This window comes from Halorubrum sp. Hd13, from assembly GCF_002252755.1.
Lineage (GTDB): Archaea > Halobacteriota > Halobacteria > Halobacteriales > Haloferacaceae > Halorubrum.
On record NZ_NHOY01000005.1, the window covers coordinates 43,327 to 57,779 of the forward strand.

The 14,453-nt window shown below is 66.2% G+C and carries 7 protein-coding genes and 1 pseudogene; 5 read left to right on the forward strand and 3 right to left on the reverse strand.

Going from position 1 to position 14,453, the window contains the following annotated elements:
- Nucleotides 1-13 precede the first annotated feature (13 nt).
- From DJ81_RS00765 to DJ81_RS00785, 5 genes are all read left to right on the forward strand, one after another.
- Nucleotides 14-6,223, forward strand: coding sequence for a malectin domain-containing carbohydrate-binding protein (locus DJ81_RS00765; RefSeq protein ID WP_141212500.1), 6,210 nt, complete (start codon nt 14-16; stop codon nt 6,221-6,223).
- Nucleotides 6,224-6,371: 148 nt separating this feature from the next.
- Nucleotides 6,372-8,819, forward strand: a complete 2,448-nt coding sequence (locus tag DJ81_RS00770) for a CARDB domain-containing protein (protein WP_170938207.1) — start codon at nt 6,372-6,374, stop codon at nt 8,817-8,819.
- Between the two features lie 221 nt (nt 8,820-9,040).
- The gene (locus DJ81_RS00775; protein ID WP_141212501.1) at nt 9,041-11,305 is read left to right on the forward strand and encodes a hypothetical protein; all 2,265 of its coding nucleotides are present in this window, start codon (nt 9,041-9,043) and stop codon (nt 11,303-11,305) included.
- 709 nt (nt 11,306-12,014) lie between these two features.
- Nucleotides 12,015-12,155 (forward strand): hypothetical protein, encoded by a 141-nt coding sequence (locus DJ81_RS18590; RefSeq protein WP_249269043.1) that lies wholly within the window; start codon nt 12,015-12,017, stop codon nt 12,153-12,155.
- A gap of 58 nt (nt 12,156-12,213) precedes the next feature.
- Nucleotides 12,214-12,648 (forward strand): hypothetical protein, encoded by a 435-nt coding sequence (locus DJ81_RS00785; protein WP_094587980.1) that lies wholly within the window; start codon nt 12,214-12,216, stop codon nt 12,646-12,648.
- Nucleotides 12,649-12,694: 46 nt separating this feature from the next.
- Here the strand turns inward: DJ81_RS00785 and DJ81_RS00790 are convergent, their stop codons facing one another.
- The 3 genes and pseudogenes from DJ81_RS00790 to DJ81_RS00800 form a co-directional block, all read right to left on the reverse strand.
- Nucleotides 12,695-12,982: a lipoyl domain-containing protein gene (locus DJ81_RS00790; protein ID WP_094587982.1), complete on the reverse strand. Its 288-nt coding sequence runs from the start codon at nt 12,980-12,982 to the stop codon at nt 12,695-12,697.
- A pseudogene (locus DJ81_RS19935) lies at nt 12,979-13,104 on the reverse strand (alpha-ketoacid dehydrogenase subunit beta); the annotation flags it as partial. The gene DJ81_RS00790 and the pseudogene DJ81_RS19935, both read right to left, overlap by 4 nt.
- 29 nt (nt 13,105-13,133) lie before the next feature.
- Entirely contained in the window at nt 13,134-14,297 is a 1,164-nt protein-coding gene (locus DJ81_RS00800; protein WP_094587984.1) for a hypothetical protein, read from the reverse strand.
- Between the last annotated feature and the right edge of the window lie 156 nt (nt 14,298-14,453).

The following is a 14,453-nucleotide window of genomic DNA, read 5'->3' on the forward strand; positions in this document are numbered from 1 at the left end:
AGACGAGATCACAGTGAGCGCATCCGCAACCACCCGGTTCTTCGCGGTCGCGTTCTCCGTGCTGATGCTGGTCTCGGCCATGGGGGCCGGGATAATCGGCGGGGCCGGCGTCGCGCAGGCGCAGAGCGGTGGGGATGTTATTGAGCGGGTGAACGCGGGTGGAGCGAGCGTGAGCACGTCGTCCGGACCGGACTGGACCGCCGACAGTGGCGGGAGCACGTACAGCTCCGGCGGCACGGCGTACACGGCGGATAGCCTGTCAGCGGGGGACGTCACGAATCCGACGGACGCGCCGTCGGAGGTGTTCCTCACGGAGCGGTTCGGCGATCACTCGTGGTCGTTCGACGTGAGCTCCGGGACCGAGTACGAGGTCCGGCTCTACTTCGCCGAGATCTACTACGGCGTGAACCCCAATACAGATGGCGCGGACACGGGCGACCGCGTGTTCGACGCGTCGATCGAGGGACAGCAGGTCCTGAACGACTACGACATCGTCGCCGAGACCGGCGGCGCCGCGACGGCCACCGTCGAGACGTTCGAGGTGACCCCGTCTGACGGAACGATCGACGTCTCGTTCACGAACGAGGTGGACAACGCGAAGGTGTCCGCCATCGAGGTCGTCGAGGCCACGCCCGACCCCGGCGTGCTCGGCGGGCCCGACAGCGTTGACTTCGGGACGGTCGTCACCGGCGAGAACGCGACCGAGTCCGTCACCCTCTCGAACGAGGGGGAAAGCGGTGATCAGTCGATCACGGTCGACGGCGCCTCGGTGTCCGGCACCGACGCCGGCGACTTCTCGACGGACTTCTCCGGGAGCGTGACGCTCGCGCCCGGCGAGACGACCGACGTCCCCGTGACGTTCTCGCCGTCCGACGCCGAGGCGAAGTCGGCGAGCCTGGAGGTGAGTCACGACGCGGAGAACACCACCTCGCCGTTGACGGTCGGTCTGTCTGGTGAGGGGTCCAGTTCGGTTCCAGTCGGCTTCGGACACACAGAGCTCGACGGCTTCTCCGCGGGCAGCCCCACGTCGATCGACTGGGGGCCCGACGGGCGGCTCTACGTCTCCACTCAGGGTGGCGAGGTGTTCGCCCTCACGGTCGAGCGGAACGGAGAGGACAGCTACCAGGTGACCGAGACGGAGACGATCGACGAGATTCTGGACATCCCGAACCACAACGACGACGGCTCCTTCGCCAGTCTCGGCGACCAGCGTCTGGTGACGGGGCTGCGCGTCGGCGGCACCGCCGACCAGCCGGTCCTGTACGTCACCTCCAGCGACCCGCGCGCCCCCGTCGGGAACGACAACCCGCCGGAGCAGAGCCTCGACACCAACTCAGGGACTATCTCGCGGTTGACCCAGCAGAGCGACGGGAGCTGGGATCACGATGTCCTCGTGCGCGGCATCGCGCGCTCGGAGGAGAACCACGCCGTCAATGGGCTTGCCATCGCCGACGGCGGCGACACGCTGTACGTCGCGGTCGGCGGCCACACGAACCAGGGCGCGCCCGGCGACAAGCTGTCGTACCTGCCGGAGTACGCGCTCTCGGCGTCCATTCTGGAGGTCGACGTCGCACAGATCGAGAGCAACAACCAGCCGAAAGACGCGCTCGACGAGAACGGTAACGCGTACGCGGACTACTACTACGACATCCCGACGCTGAACCCCAACCAGTCGAACGCGCCGAACGGCGGACCGTTCGGCGGGCTCGACGGCGTCAACATGGCCAAGCTGGTCGACGGTGGTCCCGTGCAGGTGTACTCGCCCGGCTACCGGAACCCCTACGACGTTGTGATCCGCCCGAACGGCGACCTCTACACGATTGACAACGGTCACAACGGCGGTTGGGGCGACCAGCCCGTCGGCGAGGGGACGAACCAGTGCACCAACGAGATCAACGACGGCGGCGGCGGTGGCGACAACCCGCTTCACCACATCGATCAGGAAGGCTACTACGGCGGTCACGCGAACCCAACGCGCGCGAATCCGGACGGCGCGAACGTCTACGCGGGCGGGTTCAAGGACAACGCCGGCGAGCTCTTGGTCAACTTCAGTAAGAACTCGCCGGTCGAAGTCCCGGCCAACCCGGTCGAGTGCGACTGGCAGGCGCCCGGCGACGACGGAGCGCTGACGACCTTCGGTGCATCAACCAACGGGCTGGGCGTCTACACGGCGGACAACTTCGGCGGGGCGCTCGACGGCGCGCTGCTGGCGGCTAGCTTCGACGGTAACACCTACTACACGACGTTCAACGAGAACGGGACCGAGGTCGTCGACAAGCAGGCGCAGTTCTCGGCCGGCTTGAACACGCCGCTCGACGTCACCGCGATGGACGACGGCGAGGCGTACCCCGGCACTGTGTGGGTCGCTGACTTCGGCGGGAACGACATCGACGTGTACGAGCCGGACGACTACGGCGACAGCACCGGCGGCGGTGACCAGTGTATCGCCGACGATCCGGACGATCCGGACTACGATCCGGACGGTGACGCCGACGGCGACGGCTACACCAATCAGGACGAGAACGAAGCCGGATCCGATCCGTGTTCGGCCTCGTCCACGCCGCCGGACTTCGACGACGACGGGATCTCGAACCTGAACGATCCCGACGACGACAACGACGGCACGCCGGACACCGAGGACCCGTTCGCCATCGACCCGGACGACGGGACGACGACGACCGCGCCCGTCGAGTACTCGTTCCAGAAGTCCTCGGGGCCCGGAACGATCCTGGACCTCGGATTCACCGGCCTGATGACGAACGGGACGGACTATCAGGACCTGTACGACACTGAGAACGTCATCGCGGGCGCCGCGGCGCCGGTCCTCACGGTCGAGGACGTGCCACCCGGTGACGCGTTCGAGGGAACGAACACCCAGCAGTACGCGTTCCAGTCCGGCGTTCAGGTGAACGACGAACCGCTGACCGTCCACACGACGCTGGAGGCGCCGTTCTCCTCCACGCCCGAAGGCGACGGCTTCCGGTCGCAGGGCGTGTACATCGGGAACGGCGACCAAGACAACTACGTCAAGCTGGTCGTCACAGAGAGCGGGGCGACGAGCGGGACGCCCGGTCTGGAGCTGCTGACGGAGGTCAACGGGAACGCGACGAACACGAAGATCGACGAGACCGACGTGGTCGGCAGCAAGACGGTCGACCTCTACCTCGACGTGTACCCGGGTAACGACACCGCGGTCGCACGGTACGCGATCAGCGGGAACAACATCGACGGGACGGTTACCGGCACGCTCGGCGAGACGGACGTTCCGTCGAGCTGGCTCGACAGCACCGACCAGGGGATGGCGTTCGGCGTCATCTCGACGTCCAACAGCGCCGGGACGTTCGGCACGGAGGACCCGTACACGGCGACGTACACCCAGCTTGAGGTAACCCAGCAGGGGACGGAGACGGACAACACGCCGCCGTCGATCGACGCTATCTCGAACCAGTCGGTCGTCAGCGGCGAGAACGTCAACGTCTCTGTGAGCGCGTCCGACGACGACGGCGACTCGGTGTCGCTGTCGCTGAGTCAGTCGCCGGAGTTCGTGACGCTCGCGGACGGTGAGATCAGTGTCGATCCGCAGTCGAGCGACGCCGCGAACTCGCCGTACACGGTCGAGGTGACGGCTGACGACGGCACCGACACGACCACCGAGAGCTTCGAGCTCGCGGTCGACACGGCGACTTCGACCACGGCCGGTACGGCGCTTGCGCGTGCGAACGCCGGCGGGTCGACGCTCTCGGCCACCGACGACGGTCCCGACTGGACCGGCGTCACGGGCGTGACCGCCGACGGCCCGCTCGTCTCAGTCAGCGGTACTGCAGATAACTACAACGATGGTGACGACGTGACGCCGGGCGACGAGGTTTCGTCGAGCACCCCGTCCGGAGTGTACGACGCGGAACGGTTCGGTGCGATGACTTGGGAGTTCGACGTGCCGTCCGACTCCGAGGTCGAGGTCCGTCTCTACCTCAGCAATCAGTTCCCGGGGGCCAACACGAGCGGCGACCGACAGTACAACGTCGCCGTCGAGGGCGACCAAGTGCTGACGGAGTACGACCCGGTCCAAGACGTCGGTCAGGCCAACGGGACGGTGAAGGCGTTCACCACCACCGAGGACGGCGACGGGAACGTCTCGGTCAGCTTCACCGAGGGGGCGATCGAGTTCCCGCAGGTCAACGCGATCGAGGTCGTCGAGCCCGGGACATCGACGCCGGAGCCCGAAGCGTCGGCCGACGTGGCGATCACGCCCGGCAGCGGTATCGAAGCGAGCACCTACGGCGGCGGTTCGTTCGAGGTCACGAACACTGGCGAACAGAACATCGAGTCGGTGACGATCGACCTGAGCACGACGACGCTCCCCGACATGGTGTTCGATCCCGAAGGCACGGCCGGCGACGGGGCCGCCAAGGGCCTGAGCATCGACAGCGAGTCGGGTGATGGCGTCGGCGTCGTCTCGGTGGCCGACAGCGACGTGTTCAGCCAGCCGCACAACGGACAGAACGACTCGGACGGCTACGACGTGCTCACGATCGAGTTCACCGACTTCGATCCCGGTGAGACGGTCGCGTTCTCGGCCGACAACGATCCGACGAGCATCAAGGGTGCGACGATCTCCTCGCAAGAGGCGGGCCCGGTGTCCGGGCTCGAACTCGCACGGGCGACGGTCGATGTCGGGTACTCCGACGGCACGACCCAGACGACTCAGACGATCGGTGACGGGAGTCCAGGCGGCGCCGAGGCCGTCGCCGACGGTGACGTCCCGGCCGCGCCGAGCATCGGTGTCCAAAATGTCTCGCTGGACGGGAGCGTGCTCGACGGCTACCACAGCGCCGCGACGGTAACCGACGCCGCACAGACGGTTACCGTCTCCGGGCCCGCGAACGCCGATGTGACGCTCGTTAGAGTCGAGGGCGAACTCGAACTCGACAATGTACCCGACTACAACGGGACGCCGGGCTACGATATTGAGGACTACGAGGCCAACAAGGCCGAAGACGTCGAGTACTACTCGACCACGCTCGACTCGAACGGCGAGGCAGCGATACCGGTGACGCTGACCGACTCGACCGACGTCGGCAGTCTCAACTACTTCGTTGCCGCTGTGGAAGACGGTGACGGAGCGGGACTGGCCTCCGACGCGGTCGTCCTCGAACTCGACGAGGGCTCCGCCCCGACGGTTGATTCTATCACCGACAAGGGCGTCACCGAAGGCGAGTCGCTGACCGTCGACGTGCCGGCGTCCGACGCCGACGGCGACGCGCTCGACCTGTCCGTCAGCGGACCGTCGTTCGTCGCCCTCAACGACCAGAACGACACGCTCACCGTCGCGCCCGGTGACGACATGGTCGGCACGTACGGCGTGACCGTCACCGCCGACGACGGGAACGCGACCGCGAGCGAGTCGTTCGCGGTGTACGTCGACGAACCCGACCAGAACGGGACGGTCGTCACGGCAGTCAACGCCGGCGGAGGCAACTACACCGCCAGCGACGGGACCGAGTACGTCGCCAGCGCGGACAGCGACGTGTTCAGCGGTGGCTCGACGTACAGCGTCAATCAGTCCATCGCGGCCACCGAGGACGACACGCTGTACCAAACTGAACTGTTTGGCGAAGGCGACGGCGCGCCGAACGTCGACGTGCCTGTCGAGAACGGCACCTACGAGGTGACGCTGCAGTTCACGGAGATCTTCCAGGGCGTCTCCGACAGTGACTCGCCGGACTCGTCCACGCCGCCGACCGACGGCACGAACGAGAACGACCGCCTGTTCAGCGCGACGGTCGAAGGCGAGGAAGTGCTCACGGAGTACGACATCTACTCCGAGGTCGGCCCGCTGAACGCGACCGACAAGACGTACACGGTCAACGTGACCGACGGAGAGCTGAACGTCGACTTCGCGGTGACCAACGACAACGCGAAGATCAGCGCGATCAAGGTCGAGGAGATCGACACGGGCGACGAGATCGACACGCCCATCGACGGCTTCGAGAACGCGCCGACGGACCCGGACGGCGACGGGCTCTACGAGGACGTCAACGGCGACGGCGACGTGAACGTCGGTGACGCTCAGGCAATCTTCAGCAACGCCGACGATCCGGTCGTCCAGAACAACACCGACGCGTTCGATTACAACGGCGACGGGTCGGTGAACTCCGGCGACGCACAGGCGCTGTTCGCCAACGGTCTCGCGGCCGGCGACGACGACGGGACGGAGGCCTGATCAGCCGCCGCTCCGCGCTTCGGCCCGATGCCACTCCAGAGGTATGGCACCCACGCGGGCCGGGCGCCCCCGGACAGACCACGCACCAACCACCCACGACCTGACCGACCCACGACACGAGACGACAGCCCAGACGAGAAAGAACCCGATGAAACCCACAACACCGACCCAACGGAAGGCGCTGACCCTGTTGATAGCCGTGGTGGTCGCCCTCTCGGCGACCGCCGGCTTCGCAGGCGCAGCGACGACAACCGAACTGACAGTATCGATTACGGACGACGACAACACGATCGAACCCGGCGAGACGACGACCGTCGAAATCGCGGTCGCGAACGCCGACAACGGCGTCGGCGCCGCAGAGCTCGGTGTCGAATTGAGTGACCCCGGAGTCGGGACGATAACCGACGTGACGATCCCGAACGCACCCGGAAGTACGGACAACAACATCACCGGCGGCGGCGCGGCGGCAGACATCAAGTACGCCTTCGCTAACAACTCTGACACCGGTTCGGTCACCATCGTCGAGATGACCGTTCAGGGCGCATCGGCCGGGACGACAGACATCGAGATCACCGAGAACAGTCAGACCGGCTTCCTCGCCGTCTTTGACGAGAACGGAGCCGGCTACACGCTCGATACCATCGGCAGCGCGACGCTGACGGTCAACACCCCGCCCGACGCGGACGCGGGCCCGGACCAGACCGTCGACGAGGGCGAGACGGTCACGCTCGACGCGACCGCGTCGAACGACCCGGACGGCGACTCGCTGAGCTACTCGTGGACCCAGACCGGCGGTCCGGACGTCTCGCTGAGTGACGCAGACACCGCCAATCCGACGTTCCCCGCCCCGGAAGTCACCGAGGACACCGCGCTCGATTTCGAGGTGGAAGTCACGGACACCGTCGGAGCGACCGACAACGACTCGGTCAGCGTGACCGTCCAGCTGGCCGCGCCCGCGGCGGCGAACTTCCAGGTCTCGAACCTGAGCGCACCCAGTAGCGTCACAGAGGGCGAGAACATCACCGTCTCCGCGGACGTGGAGAACACCGGCGGCCAGACCGCCACTAAGTCGGTCGAGTTCCGCCTCGACACGGACGGCGACGACTCGATCGACGACGAGGGCGCGCTCGCGTCGCAGGGCGTCGAGCTTGCGCCCGGCGAATCGACGACCGTCACCTTCGATAACATCGACACGAGCGGGCTGTCGGGCACGCTCACGCACGGGGTGTTCACGGTAGACGACACCGAGACCGCACAGATCACGATCAACGAGCCCGCGGCGGCGGACTTCCAAGTGTCGAACCTGCAGGCACCCGAGAACGCGACGCAGGGCGACGCGATCGACGTCTCCGCCGAAATCGATAACGCGGGCGAACAGACCGCGACCAAGTCCGTCGAGTTCCGCATCGACGCGAACGGTGACGGCTTCGGCGACGCCGGTGACGTGGCCCTCAGTCAGAACGTCGAACTCGCCGGCGGCGAGTCGACGACGGTCGAGTTCACCGACGTCGACACGAATCCGCTGGCGCCGGGGACCTACGACCACGGCGTCTTCACCGAGGACGACAACGCCACCGCGCAGATCACCGTCGAAGCACCGCCGGAGCCGCCGGGTGACAAGGAGACGACCGTAAGCCTCCAGCCCGCCGACCAGACCACCGCCGTCGGCGTCACCGCGACCTATGAGATCGTCGTCGACAGCGCGGACGGCGGCGTCGGTGCGGCCGAGATCAGCGTCGCCGTCGACGATCCCGGTGTTGCGGCGATCACCGGCGCAAGCGCTATCGACGCGAACGCGAGCGAACAAGTTGATGTCGCCGCGGACGGCTCGTCGGTCGACCTGGATTACGCGTTCGCCGACACCGCCGAGACGGGCAGTGTCGCCGTCGCGACGGTGACCGTAGAGGGCGCCAGCGCCGGAACCGCGAACCTGTCGCTCGCACCGACCGAAACGAACGACGAGGTACTCGTCTTCGACGAGAACGGCGCCCCCTACGACGTGACCGGGACCGACGGTGCGGCAGTTGAGGTGCAAGCGGTGCAGTTCCTCGTGGACGACCTCGAGGCGCCCGAGAAGGCGCCCGTCGGGAGCGACGTCACGGTCACCGCGAACGTCACCAACGACGGCGGACAGGCCGCCACGCAGACGGTGGAGTTCCGCCTCGACGTCGAGGGCGACGGCTTCGGCGACGACGACGACGTGGTCCTCTCACAGAACGTCCAGTTGGAGCCCGGAGAGTCGACGACCGTCGAGTACACCGACATCGGTACGGGCGGTCTCGCACCCGGTGACTACACCCACGGCGTCTTCACCGAGAACGACTCCGCGACCGCGACCCTCTCGGTGGAGGAAGCGGAGGAGGGGCCGCCGCCGGTCGGAAACTTCACCGACGCACCGACTGACCCTGACGACGACGGTCTCTACGAGGACGTCAACGGCGACGGCCAGTTCAACATCGTCGACGTCCAGGCGCTGTTCGCCAACCTCGACGACGAGACGATCGAGAACTACCCGGACGCGTTCGACTTCAACGGCGACGGTACCGTCGACGTCGTCGACGTGCAGAAACTGTTCACGGAGTACTCAGACCAATGAGTGTCACAGAGATCGGTACGACGATCGAGGCGCAGAGCACGGCCGTTATCGCGGTGATAGCGCTGATTGCGACCGCCGGTATCGGCGGGGCTGCCCTGGCGGTCGGCCCGGACGCGGGCCTGCAGACGGGGGCGGCACAGCAGGAGAATCCGCTCGAGACGGGGGTGAGCCTCGAGCCGAGCAGCGCGACCGTCACCAGCGGTGAGACGACGACGTACGACGTGGTCGTTGACACCGCCAACGGGGGCGTCGGAGCGTACGAGTTCACCGTCAGCATCGCCGATCCGAGCGTCGCCTCGATATCGGACGTCGCCGTCGGCGGGAATCCGAGCGAGCAGACGACCGACGTCTCGATCGCAGCGGACGGGTCCTCAGCCGACGTGACGGCGGCGCTCGCCAACACGTCGGATAGCGGGATGGTGACTATCGGAACGGTCACCGTCCAGGGGGACGCCGCGGGAAGCAGCGACGTGTCGCTCGCAGTCGAGGCGCTCGGCACCGAAGGCGGCGCATCGTACACCGTGACCGAAACGACGGACGCATCGATCACCGTCGAAACGGCAGACGATGGCGATGACGCCGACGATGGTGACAACGGTTCCGACGGCGGAGATGGTGACGACGGTGACGATAGCTCCGATGATGACAATGGAAACTTCGACGTCAGCATCGTTACAACGAACTCACCGATCCAGAAGGGCGTAGACAGTGAATTTGTGGTGTTTGTCTCGGTTAGCAACACGGCTGAGCTACCCGACTCCGGGACTCCCGAGCCCGACACTCAGGACATCGAGCTCCGCATTAACGGGACCGACGTAGCCACGACATCACCCTTCACTCTCCGTCCCCAAGAGCAAGTAATTGACACTGGAATCTCAGTTGACGTTTCTGAGCTCGCCCCCGGTGAGTACGAGGCAGTAGTTGCATCCGATGATGATAGCGAGACAGTTCCTTTGATAATAACTCCAGGGTCCGAGTACGCTCTGTCGAACCTGGATCCAGCCGAAGCGACCGTAACGGCGGGAGATGATCCAATCGATATTTCCGCCGACATAGAAAACGTTCGTGACCTGACCGGCGACCAAGATATCGAACTGACCGTCACTGATGAGGTAACCGGTGAAGTCGTCTACAACGACACTGAACCGGATGTCACACTCGACGCCGGTGACTCGACAACCGTCACGTTCGAAAATGTCCCAGCCGGTGACCTCGAACCCGGAGAATATACTCACGAAGTCTCTTCGGAGGACGACTCCGTCGCTGGCAACCTGACTGTCGAAGAAGACGAGCAGAACGGTTCCGATGGTGACGACGGAGACGACGGTGACGACGGAGACGACGGTGCGGACGACGGTGAAGACAGTGACGACGGAGATGACGGTGCGGACGACGGTGAAGACAGTGACGACGGAGACGACGGCGCGGATCTGGAGACTGCGGTGAGCCTCCAGCCGTCGGAATCGACGGTTACCGTCGGCGAGACGACGACGTACGACGTGGTCGTCGACACGGCTAACGGCGGTGTCGGTGCGTACGACTTCGATATCACGGTCGACGACCCGTCGGTGGCTTCCGTTACGGATCTCGAGTTCGGCGGAGACCCGTCCGCGGAAACCAGTAACGCGACGTTCGCCGACGACGGCTCGTCGGTGTCGGTCTCGGCCGCGCTCGCGAACACCAGTGACACGGGAAGTGTCACCATCGCGACGGCCACCGTCACCGGAGATGCTCCCGGAACGAGCGGGTTGTCGCTCGCGGTCGACGCACTTGGCACCGAAGACGGCGAGCCGTACACCGTGACCGAGACGACGGACGCCTCGATCACGGTCGAGTCTGATGACGGCGACGACGGTGACGCTGGCGACGGGGACGGTGATGACGGTGATACAGACGACGGTGATGACGGTGATGGTGCCGACGACGGCGACGATGACGATGCGGGCGACGGCGATGGTGCCGACGACGGTGACGATGGCGAGGACGCCGACGATGGCGATGCGGGCGACGATGGCGATGCGGGCGACGGCGACGGTGATGACGGTGATGGTGCCGACGACGGCGACGACGAAACCGTCTACTGGCAAGTTGACTTCAGCGAGGGTGAGGATCCGCCGACGCCGCCCTCGTACTGGCCGAACGATGTGATGTCGGGGCTCGGTAACTCCGAGAATGGGGTTACGGAAAACCCCTCACTCCGTAGACAAGAATCGGACGGACAGCTCGGTGACGTCAACATCGTCGACAACGAGTTCAAATTCGATGACGAGGGGAACCCGACGGAAGTCACGGTCAAATTCGAACTCGAAGAAGGCGCCGAAGCACGGGACCTGCACCTCGCAGCGTTTACGCTTCCGGGACCGTTCGACGAAGATGAAATCGACCAACAAGAGCTGTTCGAAGCCACCAGCGGGACCTACGAGGGAGGTGAGACGGGAGAGCTAACGGTATCGATCCCGCAAGAGGACGGGGACGAGGACGGCTGATCGCGACGGCCGCCTCCGAACGAATTTTTAGCCGAAAACGGATCGAAGACCCTTCCTCAGCGAGTGGCGAGAGAGGAAGGAGCGAAGGCGACGCGCTGAGAGAGGACGTCGACGGGTTCACAAACGCTGCGGTATCGAATTGACGGACCGCGGGGGGAGGACGACCGCGTACGTGTTCCGCATTGACCGATCCGGACGCACGCCCCACAGCTGACCCGTATGCGAGAGCGGCATCTCCTATTCGGCGGTCCTCGCCGGCTCGTCAGCGACTGGACGTTTCGACGGGGTCGAACCAACCGATCCCTACGCCACGAGCTCGTCGATCAGTTCGCGCGATCCACCGGACGGCCGCGTCGCTCTCAACCGAGGACTCCCAAGCGAAGTACGGGTACAACTTCTCGGATCGTAGCACCGAGGCCGCCGGCGAGGTCAAGGCGATCTTCGACCGCCAGCCGTTCCCCGACGGAACGGAGCCGGCCGACATCCGGACGCGCGACGAGATCGCCAATGAACGCTACGGCCACGACTTCGACGACGTGTGCCGCGAGACGACGATCGAGATCCAGAACGACTACGACGCGCAGTTCGAGCTGGATAACGAGCCCCGCGATCTTATTTTTATTCGAACGCCAGGGGATCGAACGGGATCGCCCGCTCCCAGTAGCGGTCGAATCGGTCGGTCGCCCACTCCCGGACGGGTGCCGATCCAGTGCTCAACGACGCCGTCGTCCTCGTTCCGACCGGGACGGGGTTCAAAGAGCTCGGGACCGGCGACGCGTCGGTGGCGACCGAGCGGACGAACCGGTCGGCCCTCCCGGAACGGCTCGCCTCGCTGCTCGGCGCCCGCTGATCCCGACGGCGGAGAATCTCCGCGTCCGCTTTTCTCGTCGCGGTACGAACGCCGACTGATGAGACTCACGCCCGGATCGAAAACGGGGTCGGTTCGACCGCACGCGCTCCTGTATCCGCTGGGCGTCTGGGCGGTGATGGCTGTCATCGCCGTCGCCAACGGCGTCTTCCGAGAAGTCTTCCTCATCCCCCGCATCGGCGACTACCCCGGACACGTGGCGAGCACCGCGCTCCTCGTCGCCGCGATACTCCTCGTCTTGCTGGTCTACTTCTCCCGGACCCCGATCGACTACGAACGGATCGAGCCGATCGGTATCGGCGTCCTCTGGACGGCGCTCACCGTCGGCTTCGAGTTCGTCGTCGGGTACGCGGAGGGCACGCCCGTCTCGGTCACGCTCGGGCAGTACGACGTGCTCGCGGGGCAGGTCTGGATCGCCGTCCCGATCGCGCTGCTCGTCTCTCCGCTGCTGTTCGGACGATATTTGGCTCGCTGACGCCTCGTGTCCCCGACAGTCGAGGGATGTCGGAAGCGGCGAGCGGTCACTCGGTCCGGATCCACCCGAGCGTGTCGCCGATCTCGAACGCGTCGTCCTCGGCCACGACGACCTCGTCGAGCGTCCCGGCCACGGGCGCAGGGACGTCGACGCTCACCTTCTCGACCTGTATCTCACAGAGCGTGTCGCCCGCCTCGACCGACCGGCCCTCGCGGGCGAACCAGTCGACGAGGATGCCCTCGGTCTCGTCGACGTCCGCTTCCCAGTCGCCGGTCGCGCGGACCGCGACCCGCATCCCGGTGCCGCCGTCGGCCGCCAGTCGTCGCTCGCTCATTCCGCGGACAGGACCGCTCGAACGCGCTCCTCGATATCGCCCGCGTCCGGGATCACCTCGTCCTCCATCGGACGGGCGTACGGGATCGGGACGTCCGGGACGGCCACTCGCTCCACGGCGTCGGTCCGCCTTCGATCGCGGCTCCGGACGCCTAGCCCGGGTCGGCGACGATCCACGGCTTCTCGTCGGGGTCGTACTCGGCGATCGCCCCGCTGTGACTGCGCGTTTCGGGCGCGAGCACGCCGACGTGTTTCAGCTGCTGGACGAAGTTGAACAGGACGTTGGTGCGGATCACGTCCCGCCAGACCGACGGGTCTCGATAGAGCCGAGCGGTCTTCCCCCGCTCGATCAGCTCTCGGGCGCGGGCGGCGCCCCGCGTCGTGCAGAACGCGCTCAGGAACACGTTCGGGTACTCGCGGACCAGCCGCTCGACGAGGTCGAGGAACTGCACGCGCGGCCCCTCCTTGCGGAGCGCGTCGAGCAGCAGCCCGAACTCGGGGTGTCTGGAGAAGGAGTTCCGGAGGAGCACCGCGAGCGGCGGGTGGACCTCGGCGACCGTGTCCCGGCCGACGTCCGCCTTCGTCAATCGGAGGTCGCCGAGGTCCTCGATCCCGTACCCGCGGAGCACCGTCGCGGCCAGCTCGCCCTGCGAGGTCAGCTCGTTCGGCGAGCCGAGCGCGAGGAGGCCGAGGGTCCGAGCGCTCGCAGCGGTCTCGTCGCCGGCGCCGAACCCGTACTCGTCGGCGATGACGTCGACGAGTTCGTCGCGCGCGAGCGGGCCGTACCGATCGAGGGCGACGACCGGCGCGAGGTAGTTCAGCGGTTGCGCGAGGCTCAGGGTCGTGACGTCGCCGCCGAACGCGTCGCTCCGAAGCCTGACGGACAGCTGCCCCTCGATGTCGGCGACCTCCTCGGCCGACTCCGCGCTCGGCGGGTCGCTCCACGAGGTCGCCCCGTCGGCGTCGACGCCGATGACGCCGACCCCCTTCGACCGGAGCAGGTTCGCGTGCGGCGCGACGGCCTCGCCGTCGCCCGCGAGGTACGAGACGTGCGCGCCCTGCTGGTACGTCATCGCCTGCCCGATGCCGCGGAGGAGGTTCGTCGACCCCTTCACCTCGATCGCGAACACGCGGTCCGCGTCGGTGAAGCCGAGCACGTCCGGGTACCGCCCCCGGATCGCGATCTCGTGGCGGCGACAGCGGTCGAGCACGTCGGCGTACGTCTCGCTGTGGGCGTCCGGGACGTGCACCAGCGGCTCGTAGTTCCGCTCGTCGAGCGCGGTCACGACGCGGTCGAACACCGCCGCCTCGTCCATACGGGGCCGTGCGCCCCGCGGGCAATAAACGATTCTCCCGTTCGATCGATGAGGTTCTCGACCTCGACGACGCGGTGGTGCCACAGCAGCGGATCGACAAATTACCAGATATACAGGTATAATATAATCCTTATATACAGCAGTTACGTGGATCGT